Source organism: Mesorhizobium sp. P2_F7, from assembly GCF_056403695.1.
In genome coordinates, this window is sequence record NZ_JBFUFA010000001.1 from 445,948 (window position 1) to 468,147 (window position 22,200).

Sequence of the window (22,200 nt, forward strand, 5' to 3'; positions counted from 1 at the left end):
GCTTAGTGATTGTCTCTCGGCACGCCTCTGGTGTGCGCTACGTCCTGGTATTTCACCGCCGGCTTCAGCACCATTCCTTCGGAGAACTGGTCGACCATGCCGCGCTGGATCTCCTGCCACGGCGTCTGGTGCTGCGGATAGTGATAGCCGCCATTGCCCTGCAGCGCGCCGCGCCGCTTGGCGATCTCGTCGTCGCTGACGAGGATGTTGGCGGTGCCTTTGCGTAAGTCGATACGCACACGGTCGCCGGTCTTGAGCAACGCCAGGCCGCCGCCTATTGCCGCTTCCGGCGAGGCGTTGAGGATCGACGGCGAGCCCGACGTGCCTGACTGGCGGCCGTCGCCGATGCAGGCCAGCGCGTGGATGCCCTTCTTGATGAGATAGGCCGGCGGCTGCATGTTGACGACCTCGGCGCCGCCGGGATAGCCGATCGGGCCGGCACCGCGCATGAACAGGATGGTGTGCTCGTCAATGCCTTGCGCCGGATCGTCGATGCGGGCGTGGTAATCCTCCGGCCCGTCGAAGACCATGGCATTGCCTTCGAAGGCTTCCGGGTCCTTCGGATTGGACAGATAGCGCTCGCGAAACTCCGGCGAGATGCCGCTCATCTTCATGATTGCGGAATCGAACAGATTGCCGCTCAGGTTGATGAAGCCGGCATTGGTCTTCAGCGGCTTGGCCACTGTGCGAATGACGTCGCTGTTCTCGTTGGCGACATCTTTGCAATTGTCACCCATGGTCTTGCCATTGACGGTCATGGCTTCGGGATAGGGCAGCAGCCCGGCTTTCATCAGTTCGGCCACCACCGCCGGTACACCGCCGGCATGGTGGTAGTCTTCGCCGAGATATTCGCCTGAGGGCTGCAGGTTGACGATGAGCGGCACATGGAGGCCGATCATCTGCCAGTCGTCATTGGTGAGCGGCACGCCGAGATGGCGGGCGATCGCGTTGAGGTGGATCGGGGCGTTGGTCGAGCCGCCGATCGCCGAATTGACGACAATTGCGTTCTCGAAGGCCTTGCGGGTCATGATGTCGGATGGCTTCAGGTCTTCATGCACCATCTCGACGATGCGCTTGCCCGTCTCGTAGGAAATCTGGCCACGCTCGCGGTAGGGTGCGGGGATCGCGGCCGAGCCCGGCAATTGCATGCCGAGCGCCTCGGCGAGCGAGTTCATCGTGGTGGCGGTGCCCATTGTGTTGCAATAACCGGTGGACGGCGCCGAGGAGGCGACGATGTCCATGAACTCGTCATAGTCGATCTCGCCTGCCGAAAGCCGCTGGCGCGATTCCCAGACGATGGTGCCGGACCCCGTGCGCTTGCCTTTGTGCCAGCCGTTGAGCATCGGGCCGACCGACAGGGCGATGGCCGGAATATTGACGGTGGCCGCTGCCATCAAAAGCGCCGGCGTGGTCTTGTCGCAACCGATGGTGAGCACGACGCCGTCGAGCGGATAGCCGTAAAGGACCTCGACCAGGCCGAGATAGGCGAGGTTGCGGTCGAGCGCCGCGGTCGGGCGCTTGCCGGTTTCCTGGATTGGATGGCACGGGAATTCGAACGGGATGCCGCCCATCGAGACGATGCCTTCGCGCACGCGCTTGGCGAGCTCGATATGGTGGCGGTTGCAGGGCGACAGATCCGAGCCGGTCTGCGCGATGCCGATCAGCGGCTTGCCCGACATCAGCTCGGCGCGCGTCAGGCCGTAGTTCAGATAGCGCTCGAGATAGAGCGCGGTCATGCCTGGGTTGTCGGGATTGTCGAACCACTCCTGCGAGCGAAATTTCTTCTTCCTGGTGGGGGCGCCTGCCATCGTGGTCTCCGTATTTGTAAGACAAATCGATATGGCAACGCGTGGAAGCAGGCAAGAGGGCGCACCGTCGCATCCGGACTTTGGTGCGATAGACAGGCAGCTGACCGTACGTTAGGCCTGCTGGAGTAGCGCTCGGGAGGTGTCGATGGCTTTGGTGATCGAAGGCGAGGAACGCATTGCCGCTCCCTTGCAGAAAGTGTGGGAAGCGCTGAACGACCCGGACGTGCTGCGGGAAAGCATTCCCGGCTGCCAGAGCCTCGAGATGAAATCGCCGACCGAAATGGCGGCGACCGTGGTCCTGAAGATCGGCCCGATCAAGGCGACGTTCAACGGCGAGGTGATGCTGAAGAATTTGAAGCCGCCGCATTCCTACACCATCCAGGGCGAGGGCAAGGGCGGCATCGCCGGCTTCGCCAAGGGCGGCGCCGATGTGACGCTGACGGCGGATGGACCGGATGCGACCGTACTCAAATACGCGGCCAAGGCTGATGTCGGCGGCAAGATCGCCCAACTCGGCAGCCGGCTGATCGAATCGACTTCGAAGAAACTGGCCGGGCAGTTTTTCTCGACATTTGGCGAGAAGGTGGGCGGTTAGCTCCCTCCCCCTTGAGGGGAGGGTGCCTCGCGAAGCGAGGCGGGTGGGGTCGCCTCAACTGCCCCGACCTGAGTTGAACCGCCTCAATCTGTGGAGAAATAGCGCCGAGCGTATCACCGCGGACCCCACCCGGCCCTTCGGGCCACCCTCCCCTCAAGGGGGAGGGGTAACTCGCGCTACTCGAACACGATACTAGGCACCGCCGCTGCGGCCGCGCCGCGCTCTTGGTTGACCCGCTCCCAGACCTTCGAAGCAATGTCGCGATAGATCTTGGCCTCCGCGCTGTCGGGCTTCGACGCTACCACCGGCGCGCCTTCATCCGAGCTTTCGCGAATGCCCATTTCCAGCGGCACTTCGCCCAGGAAGGTCACGCCGAGGCGCTCGGCCTCGCGCCGGGCGCCACCATGGCCAAAAATGTCGTAGCGCTTGCCGGTATCGGGCGCGATGAAATAGCTCATGTTCTCGACGATGCCGAGCAGCGGCACGTCGACCTTCTTGAACATGTTTAGGCCTTTGCGCGCGTCGATCAGCGCCAGATCCTGCGGCGTCGAGACGATGACGGCGCCGGCCAGCGGCACCTGCTGGGCCATGGTCAGCTGGGCGTCGCCGGTGCCTGGCGGCATGTCGACGACGAGCACGTCCAGCCTGCCCCATTCGACTTCACGCAGCATCTGCGTCAGTGCCGACATCACCATCGGACCGCGCCAGATCATCGGCGTCTCCTCGTCGACCAGGAAGCCCATCGACATAACCTTGAGACCGTAATTCTCCATTGGTTTCAGGATCTTGCCGTCGACGGTTTGTGGCCGGCCGTGGATGTTGAGCAGTCTGGGCATAGACGGTCCGTAAATATCGGCATCGAGCACGCCGACGCGCAAACCGTTTGCGGCAAGGCCGAGCGCGATGTTGACGGCGGTGGTCGACTTGCCGACACCGCCCTTGCCGGACGCAACCGCGATGATCGCCTCGATGCCGGGCACGCCACGCTTGCCCGAGCTTTGCGGGGCCGGGGCGTGCGGAGCCGCGCGCGGTGCGGCAGGCGGAGCCGGTGGTGCGGGCCTGGGTGCAGGACGCGCCGGAACCGGCGCCTCCATGCCGCCGCCCTTCTTTTCAGCCGTCAGCGCAACGACGGCGCCGGCGACACCGGGGATCGCCTTGACGACACGCTCGGCGGCGGCGCGCAGCGGCTCCATCTCCTGCGCGCGGGCAGCCGGAACGGTGATCGAGAAGAACACTTTCGAATCGGCAATGAAAATCTCCGAAACCATGCCGAGGTCGACGATGTTGCCGGTGAAGTCCGGCCCATTGACCGTCTTCAGACGCTCGGTGACGATTTCCTTTGTGACGGACATGGCGGCATTCCTCAGACGTTGGCCGGATCAGGATGACGTTTCGTTGAATCGTCATGCTGATCTGGCTTTTTTGTTGGAGCATGATCTTTTCCGAAAACCGGTTTCCACTTTTCTGGATCATGCTCTGACCCAAGAGGGCGGTTGGCCTGAGATAATGCAGTTCATCGCCAACACCAAGCGGCGGCGCGCGAGATCGGACAGTCCAGATTCAGCAGAAGGCGAGTTCCAGGCGTCTTTCGGCCTGGGAGACGACCCGGCATTTCGTCTCAAAGCGGTCCGCCCGGATGGCCAGAACAAATTGCTGAGGGATTCCGGCAACGTTGGAAACATCGATGGTGGCGCCATCTTCGCCAAGGCCGCGAACTGTGCAATCGATGGTCGACATTCGTCCGTTGAACACGATCTGGCCAGCCTTGAGCACCCTGCGCTGCGGCCGCGCCTGGTCGCCTCCTTGCGAATTCCACACAGAGGTTCGGTTGCGGCCGGAATGCTTCGACTTGTACATCGCCGCATCGGCGCGTTCGAGCAGTTCATCCAGGCTGCCGATCGTGGAATCGATCGACGCCACACCCAGGCTCGCGGTGACCTTGATGTTGGTTGAGCCGTACGCGAACCTCATGGTTTCAATAGCGCCGCGGAGCCGGTCGGCGGATTCTTGCGCACCGTTGCGGCCCGCAAACATGAAGATGGCAAATTCCTCGCCGCCAACGCGCCCGAAAATGTCGACGTCGCGCAAGGCGTCGGCGCATTGCCTCGCAATGCCGCTCAGAACTTTGTCGCCGGCGGTATGGCCAAACGTATCGTTGACCGATTTGAAGTGATCGACATCGAGCGCAATGCAAGACAAATCGAAGCGCTGCCGCTTGGCCAGCGCGAACGCCCGGCTGCCCTGCTCCATGAAGGCCCGGCGTGAAAGCACACCGGTCAACGCATCGCTCGAGGCGTGGTGACGCATTTCAAGCTGATCCATGGCCAGATCAGCAAAATCCTGCAGGATGGCGGTCTCGCGCGGGCCAAACTCCCGAGGCTTGTGTCCAATTGCGCAGACGCTGCCGATGTTGTGGCCATCGGCCGTGCGCAATGGCACACCGGCGTAAGACCGGATGTGCGGATCGTTCCTGACATGCGGGTTGTCGGCAAAACGCGGATCTTTTGTGGCGTCCTCGACGACCAGCGGGCTGTCCTGCAGGATCGTGTACCGACAGAATGCGTCTTTGCGGTCAGCCTCACCCGTGGTGAGACCCTCGCAGGCCTTGTACCATTGGCGATGCCCATCAATGACCGAGACGATGGCGATCGGTACGTCGAGCACTGTCTTGATCAACCGCGTTATGCGGTCGAACGAGGCCTCGCTCGGCGTGTCCAGGATGTCGAAGCGATTGAGCGCGTCGAGACGTGCAGCTTCGCGCAGGTCGGCCTCAGCTGCAGCATGTGTTTCTGGCGAAAGCTCACGGAGCATGCTACCCACTTTACCTCCGGCGACTTGAGGCGGCGCATATCGACCATGATGGCAAGCCAAGTGTTATCAATTGGTTATCGCATCCTGCCACGGCCCGTCGCCCTGTACACGACGATGATTAACAAACCGCTCAGCCGCCCGGCCTATGGCGTCGATATGGAAAGGCTCGTGCCATGATCGACAAGCTGGAATTCTTCATCGCGCTGGCCAAGGAGGAGCATTTCGGCCGGGCGGCGGAAGCCTGCGGCGTCACCCAGCCGACCTTGTCGGCCGGCATCAAGCAACTGGAAGGTCAGCTCGGCGTCATGCTGGTCAATCGCGGCTCGCGCTTTCAGGGGCTGACGCCGGAGGGCAAGCAGGTGCTGGAATGGGCGCGCCGCATCGTCGGCGACTCCAGGACCATGCGCGAGGAGATGCGCGCGGCGCGCCACGGCCTGTCCGGGCGCATTCGCATCGCTGCCATCCCGACCGCGCTGGCCATGGTGGCGCGGCTGACGACGCCCTTTCGGGCCAAGCATCCCGGCGTCACCTTTTCGATCCTGTCGCGCACCTCGATCGAGGTGCTGTCGCTGCTCGGCAATTTCGACATCGATGCCGGCATCACCTATCTCGACAACGAGCCGCTGGGGCGGGTGACCAGTGTGCCGCTCTATGACGAGCGCTACCAGCTGATCACCGCGGTCGGAAATCCCTATTCGGATCGCGACAAAGTGACATGGGCCGAGCTTAGCCAGTTGCCGCTCTGCCTGTTGACGCCGGACATGCAGAACCGCCGCATCATCGACCAGCACCTGGCCGAGGCCGGCACACAGGTTCGGCCGACGCTGGAATCGAATTCGATGATCGTGCTGTTTTCGCATATCAGGACCGGAAAATGGTCGTCGATCATGCCGCTCAACCTTGCGGAAACATTCGGCTTTTCCGAGCCGATCCGGGCCATTCCGATCGTCGAGCCCGATGCCAGCCACACGGTCGGGCTGGTGGCGACGCCGCGCGAACCGCACACGCCGCTGGTGCAGGCGCTGCTGGACGAGGCGATGGCGCTGGCAGACGATTTCCGCAACCACCGCTAGGCTAGAGACTGGGTGCCGGACGTGCTTGATAGAAAATTTCTATCAAGCAACGGATCAGCTTTATTGATTTCGCGGGTTTCCTCTGTTTTTGTAACCACTTAGCGATAAACCGCTTCGACCAGGGAGGGCGCTGCATGCCAATGCAGCCTGCAAGTACCGAGATTCAGTCGCGCACGGCAGCGATCATCCAGGAGCTGAAGGGCCTCGAAGGCCCGCTACTGCCCATCCTGCACGAGATCCAGGAAGAATTTGGCCACGTACCGCAGGACGCGGTGCCCGTCATCGCCGATGGGCTGAACCTGTCGAGGGCCGAGGTGCACGGCGTCGTCACCTTCTATCATGATTTCCGTGCCCGCCCGGCCGGCCGGCACGTGCTCAAGCTCTGCCAGGCGGAAGCCTGCCAGTCGATGGGTTCGGATGCGGTCGCCGCAAAGGTCAAGCAGTTGCTCGGCATCGATTTCCATGAGACCACCCGCGACGGATCGGTTACACTTGAGCCTGTCTATTGCCTCGGGCTTTGCGCCTGCTCACCGTCGGCGATGCTGGATGGCGAAGTGATCGGGCGGCTCGATGACGAAAAGATCGAAGAGATCGTCGCGGAGGTACGCTCATGATCCCGCGCATCTACATTCCAGGTGACTCCGGCGCGCTGGCGCTCGGCGCCGAAAAGGTCGCGAAGGCTGTTCGTGCAGAACTGGCCGAACGGGGCATCGAGGCCAAGATCGTGCGCAACGGCTCGCGCGGCGCCTATTTCCTCGAACCCATGGTCGAAGTTGCGACCGAAAAGGGCCGCGTCGCCTACGGGCCGGTCAAGCCATCCGACGTCAAGAGCCTGTTCGACTCGGGCTTCCTCACCGGCGGCCATCACAAGCGCTGGCTGGGCGCGCCTGACAAAATCCCGTTTATCGCCAAGCAGACTCGCCTGACCTTCGCGCGTTGCGGCATCAACGACCCGCTGTCGCTCGACGCCTACAAGTCGCTGGGCGGACTGAAGGGCCTGCAGAACGCGGTGGCTATGGCGCCGCTCGACATCGTCAAGCAAGTCACGGATTCGGGCTTGCGCGGTCGTGGCGGCGCTGGCTTCCCGACCGGCATCAAGTGGAAGACGGTGCTCGATACGACGTCCGAGCGCAAATACATCGTCTGCAACGCCGACGAAGGCGACAGCGCCACCTTTGCCGATCGCATGATCATGGAGGGCGACCCCTTCGTGCTCATCGAAGGCATGACGATTGCCGGCATCGCCACCGGCGCGACTAAGGGCTTCGTCTATATCCGCTCGGAATATCCGCATGCGGTGGCTGTCATGAACAAGGCTGTCGAGGTCGCCCGCAAGGCAGGTGTGCTCGGCGTCAACGTGCTGGGTTCGCCCAACGCCTTCGACATGGAAATCCGGGTCGGCGCCGGCGCCTATGTCTGCGGTGAGGAAACGTCGCTGCTGAACAGCCTCGAAGGCAAGCGCGGTGTGGTGCGCGCCAAGCCGCCGCTGCCGGCGATCCAAGGCCTGTTCGGCAAGCCGACGGTGATCAACAACGTCATCTCGCTGGCTTCCGTGCCGATCATCATGGACAAGGGTGCCGCCTTCTACAAGGATTTCGGCATGGGCCGCTCGCGCGGCACGATCCCGATCCAGATCGCCGGCAACGTCAAGCATGGCGGCCTGTTCGAGACGGCCTTCGGCCTGACGCTCGGCGAAATCGTCGACGACATCGGCGGCGGCACAGCGACTGGCCGGCCAGTGAAGGCAGTGCAGGTTGGCGGACCGCTCGGCGCCTATTTCCCGCGCGGCCTGTTCGACACGCCGTTTGACTACGAAGAGTTTGCCAAGCGTGACGGGCTGATCGGCCATGCCGGCATCACCGTATTCGACGATACCGCGGACATGCTGAAGCAGGCGCGCTTCGCCATGGAATTCTGCGCCATCGAGAGCTGCGGCAAGTGCACGCCCTGCCGCATCGGCTCGACACGCGGGGTGGAGACCATCGACAGGCTTGCCGCCGGCATCGAGCCGGAAAAGAACCTGGCTCTGGTCACCGATCTCTGCAACACGATGAAGTTCGGATCGCTCTGTGCGCTGGGCGGCTTCACGCCCTACCCGGTGATGAGCTCGATCACCCATTTCCCCGAAGATTTCAAGCCCGCGCCGGCGCGCGTGGCTGCTGAATAGGAGCTGGCAGATGAACATCAAGGCCGACTTCCCGACACTCATCGAAGAACTCGACTACGGAACCCCGGAATCGAAGGCGCAAAAGCAGGTCACGCTGATCGTCGACGGCCGCAGCATCAGCGTGCCGGAGGGTACGTCGATCATGCGCGCGGCGATGGAAGGCGGGGTCGAGATTCCAAAACTCTGCGCCACCGACATGCTGGACTCGTTCGGCTCCTGCCGCGTCTGCCTCGTTGAGATCGAAGGTCGCGGCGGCACGCCGGCATCCTGCACGACGCCGGTCGGCGAAGGCATGGTGGTGCGCACGCAATCCGACCGGCTCGACGCCATCCGCCGCGGTGTCATGGAGCTTTACGTCTCCGACCATCCGACCGGCTGGAACGAGAAGGCCGGAACCGGCGCAAGCGAGTTCGACGTTGTGGCGAAGTCGGTCGGCCTGACCGAGAACCGCTATGGCGTCGAGGGCCGCAACCACGTCAAGGAAGAGAACGGTGTCGCGCCCGGCCATGGCTCGCTGGCGGTTGACTACATCGCCCGCGATGAGTCCAACCCCTATTTCACCTATGATCCGGCGCAATGCATCGTCTGCTCGCGCTGCGTGCGGGCCTGCGAAGAGGTGCAAGGCACCTTCGCGCTGACGATCGAGGGCCGCGGTTTCGAATCGCGCATGGTCGCCGGCATGCATGAGGATTTCATCGCTTCCGAATGCGTGTCCTGCGGCGCCTGCGTGCAGGCCTGCCCCACCGATGCGCTGCGTGAAAAGACCGTGCTTGAGAAAGGCATGCCCGAGCGCTCCGCGGTCACCACCTGTGCCTATTGCGGCGTCGGCTGCTCTTTCAAGGCCGAAGTGAAGGGCGACGAAGTCATTCGCATGATGCCCTACAAGGACGGCAAGGCGAACCACGGCCACTCCTGCGTCAAGGGCCGTTTCGCCTATGGCTACGCGACCCACAAGGACCGCATCCTGTCGCCGATGATTAGGGAAAAGGTCAGCGATCCCTGGCGCGAGGTAAGCTGGGAAGAGGCGATCGCCCATACGGCCAAGGAATTCCGCCGTATCCAGTACCAATACGGACGCACCTCGATCGGCGGTATCACGTCCTCGCGCTGCACGAATGAGGAGACCTATCTGGTGCAGAAGCTGGTGCGCCAGGGCTTCCGCAACAACAATGTCGACACCTGCGCCCGCGTCTGCCACTCGCCGACCGGCTACGGCCTCGGCCAGACCTATGGCACCTCGGCCGGCACCCAGGATTTCGATTCCGTCGAATTCACCGATGTCGCCGTCATCATCGGCGCCAATCCGGTTTCCGCTCATCCTGTGTTTGCCTCACGGCTGAAGAAGCGGCTGCGCCAGGGCGCCAAGCTGATCGTGCTCGATCCGCGCCGCACCGAAATGGTCAAGTCGGCGCATGTCGAGGCCGACTACCACCTGCCGCTGAAGCCCGGCACCAACGTGGCGGTGCTGACATCGCTCGCGCATGTCATCGTCACCGAAGGGCTTTTCGACGAAGCCTTCATCCGTGAACGCTGCGACTGGACGGAGTTCCAGGACTGGGCCTCCTTCGTCGCTTTGCCGGAGAACAGCCCCGAGACCGTCGGCAAGCTTTCCGGCGTCGACCCGGAGCTGATCCGGGGTGCCGCGCGGCTCTATGCCAAGGGCGGCAACGGTGCGATCTACTACGGCCTCGGCGTCACCGAACACAGCCAGGGTTCGACCACGGTTATGGCCATCGCCAACCTTGCCATGGCGACCGGCAATATCGGCCGCCCAGGCGTCGGCGTGAATCCGCTGCGCGGCCAGAACAACGTGCAGGGCTCATGCGACATGGGCTCGTTCCCGCATGAACTGCCGGGCTACCGCCACATCTCCGGCGAGGCGGTGCGCGACATCTATGAAAGCCTGTGGGGCGTGAAGCTCGACGACGAACCGGGCCTGCGCATCCCCAACATGCTGGATGCCGCTGTCGACGGCTCCTTCAAAGGCATCTACATCCAGGGCGAGGACATCCTGCAGTCCGACCCTGACACCAAGCATGTCGCGGCCGGCCTGGCGGCGATGGAATGCGTGGTCGTGCACGACCTGTTCCTCAACGAGACAGCGAACTACGCGCATGTCTTCCTGCCGGGCTCGACTTTCCTGGAGAAGGACGGCACCTTCACCAACGCCGAGCGCCGCATCAACATGGTGCGCAAGGTGCTGGAGCCGAAGGCGCGCTACGCCGACTGGGAAGCGACGCAGGAGCTTGCCCGTGCGATCGGGCTTGACTGGAACTACCAGCATCCCTCGGAAATCATGGACGAGATCGCCAAGACGACGCCAAGCTTCGCCGGCGTCTCCTTCAATCTGCTCGACCGTGTCGGATCGGTGCAATGGCCCTGCAACGAGAAGGCCCCGCTTGGCACGCCGATCATGCATATCGACGGCTTCGTGCGCGGCAAGGGCAAGTTCATCCGCACCGAATATGTGGCGACCGACGAGCGGACGGGGCCGCGTTTCCCGTTGCTGCTGACCACCGGCCGCATCCTCAGCCAGTACAATGTCGGTGCACAGACAAGGCGCACCGAAAACGTCATGTGGCACTCGGAAGACCGGCTGGAAATCCATCCGCACGACGCCGAGAACCGCGGCCTGCGCGATGGCGACTGGGTGCGGCTGACCAGCCGTTCGGGCGAGACGACGCTGCGTGCGCTGATCACCGACCGGGTGTCGCCGGGGGTGGTGTACACCACCTTCCACCATCCGGACACGCAGGCCAACGTCATCACCACCGACTTCTCGGACTGGGCGACCAATTGTCCGGAGTACAAGGTGACTGCAGTGCAGGTCGGAGCGTCGAACGGGCCTTCGGACTGGCAGCGCGACTACAACGAGCAGGCCGAGCAGAGCCGCCGCATCGCTCCGCTACAGGCGGCGGAGTAGTCTTGGCCGCGCGCCGCAAAGCAACGACGCAGATCTCGCGGCTGGCGCACCGCGCCAGCGGCACGACCGCGGCCAATCGCATGGTGCCGGAGGAGACGCCGGTGGCGTTCTCGTTCGCCGGCACCACACATGCGGTGATGATGGCGAGCCCAGCCGATTTCGAGGATTTTGCGCTCGGCTTCTCGCTGACCGAAGGCATCATCGCGTTGCCCGACGAAATCGAGGCGATCGAGGTCGAGGACCACGGCGCCGGGATCGACATTCAAATCCGGCTGAAGGATCAGGCCAACACCCGCTTCGAGGCGCGGCGCCGGCGCTTGGCCGGGCCGGTCGGCTGCGGGCTGTGCGGCATCGAATCCATCGAGGAAGCGATGCGCTCGGTCGACAAGGTTGGTGCGTCAACACTTACGCTTGCGGCTGACGATATCGTTCGCTCGGTCAGGCTGTTGTCCAAGGTACAGCCACTGCATTCGGAAACCGGCGCCGTGCATGCCGCGGGCTTCTATGTACCGGGCAAAGGCATCGTCATGGCGCGCGAGGATGTCGGCCGCCACAATGCTTTGGACAAGCTGGCCGGCGCGCTTGCAAGGGCCGGCATCGGCGGCGCCACCGGCGCTGTTGTCGTGACCAGCCGCGTTTCGGTCGAGATGGTGCAGAAGACGGCGGCCATCGGCTCGGCTTTCATCATGGCTGTCTCGGCGCCGACAGCACTTGCCATCCGCACTGCCGAAGAAGCCGGTATGACACTGGTGGCCTTGGTGCGCGGCGACGATTTCGATGTTTTCACCCACCCGGAACGGGTGGTCTTGGGAGTTGCCCAGCATGTCGCATGACGAAGACCACATCACGAGCACCAGGGAAAAGCTGGTGCGGATGGCCAACCAGATTGCCGCCTTTTTCCATTCGAGGCCGCGCGAGGAGGGCGTAGCTGGCGTAGCCGAGCACATCAACAAGTTCTGGGAGCCCAGGATGCGCCGCCAGTTCTTCGAGATGCTGGACAGCGGCGGCGAAGATTTCGACGAGCTCGTCGTCGTGGCCTCGGCCCGGATCAAGCGGCCGAAGACCGAGGAGCAGGCCGATATGAGCATCGACTACGTCCAACCCACGGGTGCAGAGAGCGCCGCTCCCCAGAAATAGCCCCTCCCCAGGAATAGCCGGACGAAAGCGGTTCGGGTCGCCAGGCTATATTCCCGTCTTCTAAAGTTTGACTGCCGCATCCTGCAGGCGTCTGCTATGGTCGGCGATCAGAAATCGTCTGGCCGGGCGGGATGGAATCGTGAGGCCGATCGAGACGCGATATGCCCTCAGTGGCGACGTGCGGATAGCCTATCAGGTGGTCGGCCAGGGATCGTTCGACCTGGTTTTCGTGCCCGGCTTCATCTCCAATCTCGACCTGCATTGGGAAGACGAAGGCTATACCAGGCTGTTGAAACGGCTTTCGGCGTTCTCGCGGCTGATCCTGTTTGACAAGCGCGGCACCGGCCTGTCTGACCGCGTCGACCCACGCCATCTGCCCAGTCTCGAAACCCGAATGGACGATGTGCGCGCGGTGATGGATGCCACCGGCAGCGGCCGTGCCGCCCTGCTCGGTGCCTCGGAAGGTGCGCCGCTGGCAATGCTGTTTGCCGCCACTTATCCGGAGCGGACACGGGCGTTGGCGCTTTATGGCGGCTATGCGCATTTCCACAAATGGGTGATGCCGCCGGATCGCCTCGAGGCCTTCATCGCGACCGCCGGGACGGCCTGGGGCACCGGCGCCACTCTGCCCAACTTCGCGCCGGGCCGCGTCGATGACCCGCATTTCACCCAGTGGTGGGGGCGATTTGAACGGCTGTCGGCCAGCCCGACGGCAGCGGCGGCGCTGGCCCGGATGAATGCCGACATCGACGTGCGCGACGTGCTTTCGGCGATCCGGGCACCGACGCTGCTCCTCCATCGCCGCAACGATGTGCGGGTCGACCCCGACGCCAGCCGCTTCCTGGCGAAAAAGATCGCGAATGCGCGGCTGGTCGAAATCCCCGGCCGCGACCACCCGATCTGGACCGGCGACGTCGACCGGGTAGCAGACCTGCTCGAGGAATTCCTTACCGGCGAGCGTGCCGTGGCCGAAGCGGATCGCGTGCTTGCCGCTCTTCTGGCGACACGCATCTACGACACGGCGCGGGTGGGCGACCGCATGTGGAGCGAACGCAGCCTGCGCTTCCAGGAGAGCTGGCGGCAGCTGGTCGGCCGTCATGGCGGACGCGTCGCCGGCATCCATGGCGAATTGATGATCTCGCGCTTCGACGGGCCAGCGCGGGCCATACGCTGCGCGGCGGCGCTGCGCGATGCGGCGCAACATATGGGCATTGCATGCGCGCAGGGCGCGCATGTCGGCGAGGTCGAGATGCGCGGGCCGCCGGTCGGGCTGATGGCACGGGTGACGATGCAGATCGCCGCCCATGCCGGGCGCGGCGATATTCTGGCGTCGCGGCTGGTCGCTGACCTGGCGGCCGGTTCCGGCCTGCATTTCATCGATGCCGGGCGTGTCACCGTGGATGAACTGGACGAGCCGCTGGCGCTGGTCCAGGCGACGTCGGAACAGCATCTCGAGCCCGCCTGCCGTCCGAAGGCCAGGCCTGCCGAGCCGGCCCAACTGACGGCGCGCGAAAGCGAGGTGGTGGGTCTTATCGCCGACGGCAAGAGCAATGCCGCAATCGCTGTCGAGCTGAGGCTGAGCGAGCATACGGTCAAGCGTCACGTCGCCAACATATTGCTGAAGCTCGACCTGCCGTCGCGGGCGGCGGCAGCGGCATTTTCCGCCAGGCACACTGGCCCGGACGGGCCATAGGAGCCATGGCGCTTTCGGGCGAAGCGGCCAAGGGCGCGCAGGCGCTACCAATTCTCTCCATGCAGCCCAGGCGGATGTCGCCGGGAAGGCGCTGCGAACGGAGGATGCAATGCTGAAGTCAAACAGGTCGATCAAATCGCTGGTGATCGCGGCAAGCGTTGGCGCGCTGTTCACCATCGCCCCTGCCAAGGCCGAGGATGCCTCGGCGGCCGCCGCCTACAAGGACATCGAGGCGACGCTCGGCTCGGTGCCGGACATGTTCAAGACGCTGCCCGACGTTGCGGTTGCCGGCGCCTGGGCCGAGATCAAGGGCGTGCAGCTCAACCCCAAAACCGCGCTCGACGGCAAGACCAAGGAGCTGATGGGGCTGGCCGTCGCCTCACAGATCCCGTGCCAGTACTGCATCTATTTCCACACCGAGGCGGCCAAGCTCAATGGCGCGACCGATGAGGAGATCAAAGAGGCGATCGCGATGGCAGCCATCGTGCGCCACTGGTCGACGATGCTCAACGGCAGCCAGGTCGACTTCGCGACCTTCAAACAGCAGACCGACGGTGTGTTCGCGGCCATCAAAGCCAAGTCGCAGTGAAAGACGCTGCCCGGCGATGGGCGCCGGCAGTGCTTGTGATCATCAACCGCCCGACCGACGGGCCATGGAGGAGAAAATGCTGACCAAGACGCAAAGCGTGGACGGCGCGGCGATCAAGAAAGCGATCGAGGGACGGGACGGCAGGATGCTGGCGAGCTTCTACGCCGACGATGCGCTGGTGCGGGTAATTGATCGCAACAACCCGCCGAGCAAGCCGCGCGAGATACGCGGCCGGGCGGCGATCAGCACGTTCTGGGACGATATCTGCAGCCGGGCGATGACCCACAAGGTCGACACCACCATCGCCGATGGCGACAACCTCGCCTTCACCCAGGCCTGCGCCTATCCGGACGGAACGAAAGTGTTCTGCGCTGCGATGCTGGAGTTGAAAAACGGGCGGATTGCACGACAGACCGTCGTGCAGGCCTGGGACGAGTGAGGAGGAGAGACATGTTCAGCGCCAGATGGCAGATCGACGCCAAATTCGGGCACAAGCAGACCGTGCTTGAACTGCTCAAGAAATGGGAGCGCGAGATCGGCTCTCAGGTCGGCATTGCCGACCTCAAGTTCCAGATCATGACGGGTTCGATCGGCGCCCGGGAAGCGACGGTGGAATCGCATCATCAGGTCGAAAGCCTTGCCCAGCTGGAGAGTTTCTTTGCCAGGATCGGCAAGATCGATGCCCACGCCAAATGGGGCAAGGAGATTGAGCCCTTCGTCGTGTCGGGCACCAGCCTTTGGAACATCTACCGCATCGTGGAGTAGGACTGCGCGATTCGGCCGTCAGTTGCGGCGGCCGAAATTCGTTTTCTGCCCGGCGAAGCGGCCTTCCCTGGCCAATCCGGTCGCCGCGACACGCGACGGCTGATTGGGCAGCGTTGCCTGTTTGGCCAGGGCAGCCGCTATCAGGGCGTCGGCCTGGCGGGCGCCCTGGTCCGCGCCTGCATTGCCGGCAAGGTTGCCGGCCGCAGCGTAGGCCTCTGCCCGCCGGCGGGGCTTGAAAGCAAGATAGAGAAGCAGCGCGCCGAGCAATCCGCCGCCGATGACGATCGTCAGACGCGCGCCGGTCATGCCGGTGCGCTCGATCTGGGTCGGCTTGGCGGGGTTCTGGACGACGGTGAGCTTGTCGCCGACCTGCGGCTCACGGCCGCCGTCCTTGTTCAGCTCCATCGTCGTCTCGACGGCATCAGAACCAGTGCCGACACGCAAGGTGCCGGTGAATTTCTGCTTCACCTTCCACTCTTTGTCCGCGTGCACCGTCTTGAACGCCTCAACCAGTTCGCAGGGGATCGTGGCGGTGCTGACAGTCTTGTAGACGACCTTGTGGGCAGTCGATTCCATGTCGCATTCGACGTTGACCGCGATGACTTCGGCCGGCACTTCCGGCCAACCGCCTTTCTTCAGCATGTCCTTGCCGCCGAAGAAGGCCATCACCAGGCAGAAGCCCCCAATCATGACCAGCTTGATCTTGGTCGTATTCATGCGCAAACCCCCTCGCCGCGCGGTTTCTCGGCAAGGAGGCTGCTCGTTCAGGTTGAATATTCAGTAAATTGTGAACTATCGCCGCGCGGTGAAAGTAACTTACGCTTAATATACAGAAAACGGCGCAGCGAATATTTTAGAGATAGCCGACGCATACTTCGTCTCGACGGCCTCCCGGCCCTTCGCTATGGCTCCCTGCCCTTCGGGCGTTCAGTCCCTTAAAAAGGTCCACCGGACCTTTTTATTCGCCCGAAGGCGAACCGGGCCTTCACCGTTCGTCGCTCGAAAAGCCCATTTAGGGGCTTTTCGTCCACTGCGCGGACCGCTCCTCACCCATGAGCCACCATCACATGCCGAACGGCGGTATAGTCCTCCAGCGCGTAAAGCGACATGTCCTTGCCGTAGCCGGACTGTTTCAGCCCGCCATGCGGCATCTCGTTGGTCAGCATGAAATGGGTGTTGATCCAGGTGCAGCCATACTGAAGACGTGCTGCCGTCGCCATGGCGCGCGAAACGTCCTTGGTCCAAACCGAGGACGCCAAACCATAATCGCTGTCATTGGCCCAGTTTACGGCTTCGTCGACCTCGGAGAAGCGCGTGATCGAGACGACCGGGCCGAACACTTCGCGGCGCACGATCTCGTCCTCCTGCAGCGCGCCGGCAACCACGGTCGGCTGGTAGTAGAAGCCGGAGCCCTCGCCCGGCTTGCCACCGGTGGTGATCTCGATGTGCTTCAATTCCGACGCGCGCTCGACGAAGCTCGAGACGCGGTCGCGCTGGCGGCGCGAGATCAGCGGGCCGATCTCGTTTTCGGTGTCGTCGGGCTGGTTGTACTTGATGGTCGAGACCGCCGAGGACAGGTCGGCGACGAGCTTGTCGTAGATCTTCTTGCCGGCATAGATGCGGCAAGCAGCCGTGCAGTCCTGGCCGGCATTGTAGTAGCCGAAGGCGCGCAAGCCGTTGACCACGGCGCCGAGGTCGGCGTCGTCGAAGACGATGAACGGCGCCTTGCCGCCGAGTTCGAGATGTGTGCGCTTGACCGACTTGGCAGCGGCCTGCAGCACCTTCTTGCCGGTGGCGACGTCGCCGGTGATCGAGATCATATTGACCTTGGCGTTGTTGATCAGCGTGTTGCCGACGCTGTCGCCGCGGCCGAGCACGACGTTGACGACGCCTTCGGGCAGCACCTCGGCCAGGATTTTCGCCAGTTTCAGCGCCGTCAGCGGCGTCTGCTCCGACGGCTTGAAGACGACGGTGTTGCCGCCGGCAATTGCCGGCGCCAGTTTCCAGGCCATCATCATCAGCGGATAGTTCCAGGGCGCGATCGAAGCGACGATGCCGATCGGATCGCGCCGCACCATCGAAGTGTGGCCGGGGAGATATTCGCCAGCGACCACGCCCGGCATGGAACGCACAGCGCCGGCAAAGAAGCGATAGCAGTCGACGATCGCCGGGATTTCATCATTGAGCACGGCATTGATCGGCTTGCCGCAGTTCAGCGCTTCGAGCGCGGCGAACTCCTTGGCGTCGGCCTCGATGCGGTCGGCGATCTTGAGGAGACAGGCCGAGCGTTGCGCCGGCGTGGTCCGCGACCAGGTGACGAACGCCTTTTCCGCCGCCGCGACAGCAGCCTCGATCTGCGCCGGGCTTGCTTCCGGCAGGTTGAGAATGGTCGCCCCGGTCTTTGGATTGAGGATCGGTTCCTCGGTCTCGGTGCCCTTGTCGAAGATCGAGCCGATCAGCATCTGGGTGTCCATGGACATCTCTCCCTTATCGGTTATTTGCCCGAGCCGGCGATCTGGTCGCCGTCGCGGGTCAGGTAATAGGCAAACAGGATGGGCAGCAGCGTCACCAGAACCACAACCATGGCGACGACATTGGTGACCGGGCGCTGGCGCGGCCGGATCAGCTCCTCCAGCATCCAGATCGGCACGGTCTGCTGCTGGCCGGCGGTGAAGGTGGTGACGATGACCTCGTCGAAGGACAGCGCGAAGGCCAGCATGCCGCCGGCAAGCAATGCGGTCGCGATGTTGGGCAGCACGACATGCCGGAAGGTCTGAAAGCCGTCGGCGCCGAGATCCATCGAGGCCTCGATCATCGAGCCCGAGGAGCGGCGGAAACGGGCGACCGCATTGTTGTAGACGACGACCACGCAGAAGGTGGCGTGGCCGAGTACGATCGTCCAGAACGAGAACGGTATGTCGGCCAGCGAGAAGGCCGAGCGCAGCGCGATGCCGGTGATGATGCCGGGCAGCGCAATCGGCAGGATGACCAGCAGCGAGATGGTCTCGCGGCCGAAGAATTTCGTTCGCGATACGGCGGCGGCGCACAGCGTGCCCAGGATCAGTGCGATCGCCGTCGAGATGGCGGCGACGCGGACCGAGAGCGACAGCGCCTGCCAGACATCCGGCCGGTTCCAGGTGACGGCGAACCATTGCGTGGTCAGCCCCGGCGGCGGCCAGACGAAGCTCTTTTCCTCGGTGGTGAAGGCGTAGACGAAGATCAGCAGGATCGGCAGATGCAGGAAGAGGAGGCCGCAGGCAGCTGCGATCTTGAGGCTAAGCGGAGCCGATTGCGAACCATCAGAGCGCATCGAAGGCCCCCATGCGCTTGGCGCCCCAGAGGTAGAAACCCATGATGACGATGGGCACCACGGTGAAGGCGGCGGCGAGTGGGATGTTGCCGGCAGTGCCCTGCTGCGAGTAAACGGCCTGGCCGATGAACAGCCTAGATGTGCCGATGATCTGCGGGATGATGTAGTCGCCCAGCGTCAGAGAGAATGTGAAGATCGAGCCGGCGACGATGCCGGGCAGTGCCAGCGGGAACAGTACGTTGCGGAACGTCTGGCCCGGCGACGCGCCAAGGTCGGAGGACGCCTCGACCAGATTGCCGGGCACGCGCTCCAATGCCGCCTGCACCGGCAGGATCATGAAGGGCAGCCAGACATAGACGAAGGCGATGAAGGTACCGGTGGCGGAGACCGACAGTGAGTTGCCGCCGACGACCGGCAGCGACAGCCAGCCGTCGAGCACCCAGAGCAGATGCAGTTTGGCGAGCAGCCAGGTCAAAATGCCTTCCTTGGCGAGGATCAGCTTCCAGGCATAGATCTTGACTAGGTAGCTCGACCACAGCGGCAGCATGACGCCAAGATAAAATAGCGCCTTCCAGCGGCCGCGGGCATAGCGCGCCGCATAGTACGCGATGGGGAAGGCGATGACGGCGGAGGCCAGCGTGACCAGCACCGCCATCGTCACCGTGCGCAGGATGATGTCGAGATTGGCGGCCTGGAACAGGTCACCATAGGTCTTCAGCGTGAACTCATGGTTGATGAGGCCCGAGAATTCGTCGATCGAGAAAAAGCTCTGCGCCAGCAGCGCGAACAGCGAGCCGATATAGACGACGCCCAGCCAGAGAACCGGCGGCAGCAGCATGAGGAAGAGCAGGAGTTGCGGCCGACGCCAGAACAGGTCGGACAGCGCTCCACGCATGCCGCCGCTGCCCGGCAAGATGGCGGGTGCGGTGGCGCGCGGCATGGCGGCGTCGACGCTCATGCCGGCTCATCCATCAGATGCAGGTGCTCGCGATTAAACGTCAGCACCACTGCTTCGCCTTCCGCCGGCAGTTTTGTGCCGGCCGGCACGATGGCGTGCAGCCGCAGCCCATCGGCATCGAGTGCAAGCTTTGTGGTGGCGCCGAGATAGTTGGTTCCGACCAGGCGGGCGGCAACGCCTTCGCCTTTCGCGGCGCGGCCGATGCGGATGGATTCAGGACGCAGGCTGCCCCAGCGGTGCTGGCCGGAGTAACGCTGGACGAAATCCGGCGGCAGGACGTTGGACGAGCCGACGAAATCGGCGACGAAGCGAGTCTTCGGCCGCTGGTAGATGTCTTCCGGCGTGCCGATCTGCATGATCTTGCCGTCATTGAAAACGGCGACACGGTCGGCCATCGACAGCGCCTCGCCCTGGTCATGGGTGACGAAGACGAAGGTGATGCCGAGCGCCTTCTGCAACGACTTCAGCTCGTCCTGCATGTTCTCGCGCAACTTGAGGTCGAGCGCGCCGAGCGGCTCGTCGAGCAAAAGCACCTTGGGCTGGTTGACCAGCGCACGCGCCAACGCGACGCGCTGGCGCTGGCCGCCGGAGAGCTGGCCCGGACGGCGGGCGCCATAGCCGGGAAGCCGCACCAGCGACAGCGCCTCTTCCGCCGCCTTCTGCCGTTCGGCCTTGCCGACGCCCTTGACCATCAGCCCGTAGGCGACGTTGTCGAGAACGTTCAGATGCGGGAACAGCGCGTAGTCCTGGAAGACTGTGTTGACGTTGCGGCGATAGGGCGGCACGCCCTCGGCACGCTCGCCGAAGATCGAGATCGAGCCCGAGGTCGGCTGCTCGAAACCGGCAATGAGACGCAGGCACGTGGTCTTGCCCGAACCGGACGGGCCGAGCATGGCGAAGAACTCGCCCGGCACGATATCGAGATCGACCGCATCGACGGCGCGAACGCTGCCGAAATGGCGAGACACTTTCTGGAAGGAAACGGCCGAGGTCATGGGCTGCCAGTCTGTTGCCTGGTTGATCTTCTGATGTCGCGCGGGGCCCTACCTCCCCCTCGATAGGGGAGGTCGCGGCGAAGCCGCGGGTGGGGGTGATAGCGCTGACCTATCGGGCAGACCCCCACCCCGACGCTGCGCGTCGACCCTCCCCACAAGGGGGAGGGTAAAGGCGAAATTACCGCCCGCCGATGACGCCGATATAGTCAGACACCCAGCGGTAATAGGGCACGCACTGGTCGTTCTGGGTGGCGCACTTGGAGACCGGGGTCTTCCAGAACTTGATCTTGTCGAAATTGTCGTAGCCGTTGGTCTTGCAGCCTTCGTCGGTCAGAAGCTCGTTGCCCTTGCAGGCGGCGGGCACGACCGGCAACGAACCGAACCAGGCCGAGACGTCGCCCTGGACCTTGGGCGACAGAGAATGCTCGAGCCACATATAGGCGCAGTTCGGATGGGCGGCGTCGGCCTCCATCATTGTGGTGTCGGCCCAGCCGGTGACGCCTTCTTCCGGCACGGTCGAGGCGACCGGCTTCTTGGCGGCGACCAGCGTGTTGACCTGGTAGGGCCAGGAACCCGAGGCGACGACGCCTTCGTTCTGGAAGTCGTCGACCTGGATGGCGGCGTCATGCCAGTAGCGGCCGACCAGCGTGCGCTGGACGCGCAGCAGGTCGAGCGCGGCCTTGTATTGGTCTTCGTTCAGTTCGTAGGGATTCTTGATGCCGAGTTCCGGCTTGTGGAACATCAGATAGTTGGCGGCGTCGGCAATGTGGATCGGACCGTCATAGGCCTGGACGCGGCCCTTGTTCGACTTGCCGTCGGGAAGGTTCATTTCCTCGAAGACGATGTTCCAGCTCTTGGGCGCTTCCTTGAAGACATCGGTGTTGTACATCAGGACGTTCGGGCCCCACTGATAGGGGACGCCGTAATGCACCTTGTCGACGGTGAACCAGGGCGCATCCTTCAGCCGGTCGTCGACGCTCTTCCAGCTCGGGATCAGATCGGTGTTGATCGGCTGCACGCGCTTGCCGGCGACAAGGCGCAGCGAGGCGTCGCCCGAGGCGGTGACGAGGTCGAAGCCGCCCTCATTCATCAGCGAGACCATCTCGTCGGAGGTGTTGGCGGTCTTGACGTTGACCTTGCAGCCGCTCTCCTTCTCGAAGGAGGTCACCCAGTCATAACCCTTGTCGGTTTCGCCGCGCTCGATATAGCCGGGCCAGGCAACGATGCTGACCTCGCCTTCGCCCTTGCCAAGCTCCTTGACCTGGGCGACGGCCTGACCGGAAAAGGTCAGCGCGACCGTCAAAGCCGTGCACGTCTTCAGAAATGAATTCATCGTCAATCTCCCATTTTGGCGCCTGACTGCGAAGCCGGTCTTC

The 22,200-nt window shown here is 63.6% G+C and carries 20 protein-coding genes; 11 read left to right on the forward strand and 9 right to left on the reverse strand.

Annotated features, from left to right (window positions below; all coding sequences use genetic code 11):
* Positions 1 to 2: 2 nt before the first annotated feature.
* The gene (locus AC1DZ8_RS02050; RefSeq protein ID WP_477300424.1) at positions 3 to 1,808 is read right to left on the reverse strand and encodes an IlvD/Edd family dehydratase; all 1,806 of its coding nucleotides are present in this window, start codon (positions 1,806 to 1,808) and stop codon (positions 3 to 5) included.
* A 145-nt stretch (positions 1,809 to 1,953) separates the two neighbouring features.
* On the opposite strand from AC1DZ8_RS02050, the gene AC1DZ8_RS02055 reads away from it, so the two are divergent.
* Positions 1,954 to 2,403: an SRPBCC family protein gene (locus AC1DZ8_RS02055; RefSeq protein WP_477300422.1), complete on the forward strand. Its 450-nt coding sequence runs from the start codon at positions 1,954 to 1,956 to the stop codon at positions 2,401 to 2,403.
* A gap of 176 nt (positions 2,404 to 2,579) precedes the next feature.
* Here AC1DZ8_RS02055 and AC1DZ8_RS02060 read toward each other — a convergent pair whose 3' ends face one another.
* Together AC1DZ8_RS02060 and AC1DZ8_RS02065 are read right to left on the reverse strand one after the other, a co-directional pair.
* Positions 2,580 to 3,755, reverse strand: a complete 1,176-nt coding sequence (locus tag AC1DZ8_RS02060; protein WP_477300420.1) for an Mrp/NBP35 family ATP-binding protein — start codon at positions 3,753 to 3,755, stop codon at positions 2,580 to 2,582.
* 208 nt (positions 3,756 to 3,963) lie between these two features.
* Positions 3,964 to 5,214: a sensor domain-containing diguanylate cyclase gene (locus tag AC1DZ8_RS02065; protein ID WP_477300687.1), complete on the reverse strand. Its 1,251-nt coding sequence runs from the start codon at positions 5,212 to 5,214 to the stop codon at positions 3,964 to 3,966.
* 173 nt (positions 5,215 to 5,387) lie between these two features.
* Between AC1DZ8_RS02065 and AC1DZ8_RS02070 the strand changes: the two genes are divergently transcribed.
* The 10 genes from AC1DZ8_RS02070 to AC1DZ8_RS02115 all read left to right on the forward strand — a co-directional run bounded on the left by AC1DZ8_RS02070 (position 5,388) and on the right by AC1DZ8_RS02115 (position 15,561).
* Complete coding sequence (locus AC1DZ8_RS02070; protein ID WP_477300418.1) at positions 5,388 to 6,287, forward strand: LysR family transcriptional regulator; 900 nt, start codon at positions 5,388 to 5,390, stop codon at positions 6,285 to 6,287.
* 134 nt (positions 6,288 to 6,421) lie between these two features.
* Positions 6,422 to 6,901 carry a formate dehydrogenase subunit gamma gene (locus AC1DZ8_RS02075; RefSeq protein WP_477300416.1) on the forward strand — a complete coding sequence of 160 codons (480 nt, stop codon included), beginning with the start codon at positions 6,422 to 6,424 and terminating at the stop codon, positions 6,899 to 6,901.
* Positions 6,898 to 8,454: a formate dehydrogenase beta subunit gene (locus AC1DZ8_RS02080; protein WP_477300414.1), complete on the forward strand. Its 1,557-nt coding sequence runs from the start codon at positions 6,898 to 6,900 to the stop codon at positions 8,452 to 8,454. The genes AC1DZ8_RS02075 and AC1DZ8_RS02080 overlap by 4 nt, the downstream gene beginning before the upstream one ends.
* A 10-nt stretch (positions 8,455 to 8,464) precedes the next feature.
* Positions 8,465 to 11,377, forward strand: coding sequence for a formate dehydrogenase subunit alpha (fdhF, locus tag AC1DZ8_RS02085; protein WP_477400283.1), 2,913 nt, complete (start codon positions 8,465 to 8,467; stop codon positions 11,375 to 11,377).
* Positions 11,378 to 11,379: 2 nt separating this feature from the next.
* Positions 11,380 to 12,210 carry a formate dehydrogenase accessory sulfurtransferase FdhD gene (gene fdhD / locus AC1DZ8_RS02090; RefSeq protein WP_477400284.1) on the forward strand — a complete coding sequence of 277 codons (831 nt, stop codon included), beginning with the start codon at positions 11,380 to 11,382 and terminating at the stop codon, positions 12,208 to 12,210.
* Positions 12,200 to 12,514 (forward strand): formate dehydrogenase subunit delta, encoded by a 315-nt coding sequence (locus AC1DZ8_RS02095; protein WP_477300408.1) that lies wholly within the window; start codon positions 12,200 to 12,202, stop codon positions 12,512 to 12,514. The genes fdhD and AC1DZ8_RS02095 overlap by 11 nt, the downstream gene beginning before the upstream one ends.
* A 139-nt stretch (positions 12,515 to 12,653) precedes the next feature.
* On the forward strand, positions 12,654 to 14,207 hold the full coding sequence (locus AC1DZ8_RS02100; RefSeq protein WP_477300405.1) for an alpha/beta fold hydrolase: 1,554 nt from the start codon (positions 12,654 to 12,656) through the stop codon (positions 14,205 to 14,207).
* Between the two features lie 109 nt (positions 14,208 to 14,316).
* Positions 14,317 to 14,796: a carboxymuconolactone decarboxylase family protein gene (locus AC1DZ8_RS02105; protein ID WP_477400285.1), complete on the forward strand. Its 480-nt coding sequence runs from the start codon at positions 14,317 to 14,319 to the stop codon at positions 14,794 to 14,796.
* Positions 14,797 to 14,872: 76 nt separating this feature from the next.
* Entirely contained in the window at positions 14,873 to 15,235 is a 363-nt protein-coding gene (locus AC1DZ8_RS02110) for a nuclear transport factor 2 family protein (RefSeq protein ID WP_023688799.1), read from the forward strand.
* Positions 15,236 to 15,246: 11 nt separating this feature from the next.
* The gene (locus AC1DZ8_RS02115; RefSeq protein WP_477279241.1) at positions 15,247 to 15,561 is read left to right on the forward strand and encodes a hypothetical protein; all 315 of its coding nucleotides are present in this window, start codon (positions 15,247 to 15,249) and stop codon (positions 15,559 to 15,561) included.
* 18 nt (positions 15,562 to 15,579) lie between these two features.
* On the opposite strand, the gene AC1DZ8_RS02120 is transcribed toward AC1DZ8_RS02115, so the two are convergent.
* The 6 genes from AC1DZ8_RS02120 to AC1DZ8_RS02145 all read right to left on the reverse strand — a co-directional run bounded on the left by AC1DZ8_RS02120 (position 15,580) and on the right by AC1DZ8_RS02145 (position 22,157).
* The gene (locus tag AC1DZ8_RS02120) at positions 15,580 to 16,278 is read right to left on the reverse strand and encodes a hypothetical protein (RefSeq protein WP_477400286.1); all 699 of its coding nucleotides are present in this window, start codon (positions 16,276 to 16,278) and stop codon (positions 15,580 to 15,582) included.
* Between the two features lie 329 nt (positions 16,279 to 16,607).
* On the reverse strand, positions 16,608 to 18,035 hold the full coding sequence (locus AC1DZ8_RS02125; RefSeq protein ID WP_477300399.1) for a gamma-aminobutyraldehyde dehydrogenase: 1,428 nt from the start codon (positions 18,033 to 18,035) through the stop codon (positions 16,608 to 16,610).
* A gap of 20 nt (positions 18,036 to 18,055) precedes the next feature.
* Positions 18,056 to 18,871, reverse strand: coding sequence for an ABC transporter permease (locus tag AC1DZ8_RS02130; protein WP_477300397.1), 816 nt, complete (start codon positions 18,869 to 18,871; stop codon positions 18,056 to 18,058).
* Positions 18,861 to 19,829, reverse strand: a complete 969-nt coding sequence (locus AC1DZ8_RS02135) for an ABC transporter permease (RefSeq protein WP_477300395.1) — start codon at positions 19,827 to 19,829, stop codon at positions 18,861 to 18,863. Before AC1DZ8_RS02135 ends, AC1DZ8_RS02130 begins: the two co-directional genes overlap by 11 nt.
* Positions 19,826 to 20,824 carry an ABC transporter ATP-binding protein gene (locus tag AC1DZ8_RS02140; RefSeq protein WP_477300393.1) on the reverse strand — a complete coding sequence of 333 codons (999 nt, stop codon included), beginning with the start codon at positions 20,822 to 20,824 and terminating at the stop codon, positions 19,826 to 19,828. The genes AC1DZ8_RS02135 and AC1DZ8_RS02140 overlap by 4 nt, the downstream gene beginning before the upstream one ends.
* Before the next feature lie 178 nt (positions 20,825 to 21,002).
* Positions 21,003 to 22,157, reverse strand: a complete 1,155-nt coding sequence (locus AC1DZ8_RS02145) for an ABC transporter substrate-binding protein (RefSeq protein ID WP_477300391.1) — start codon at positions 22,155 to 22,157, stop codon at positions 21,003 to 21,005.
* Positions 22,158 to 22,200 lie beyond the last annotated feature (43 nt).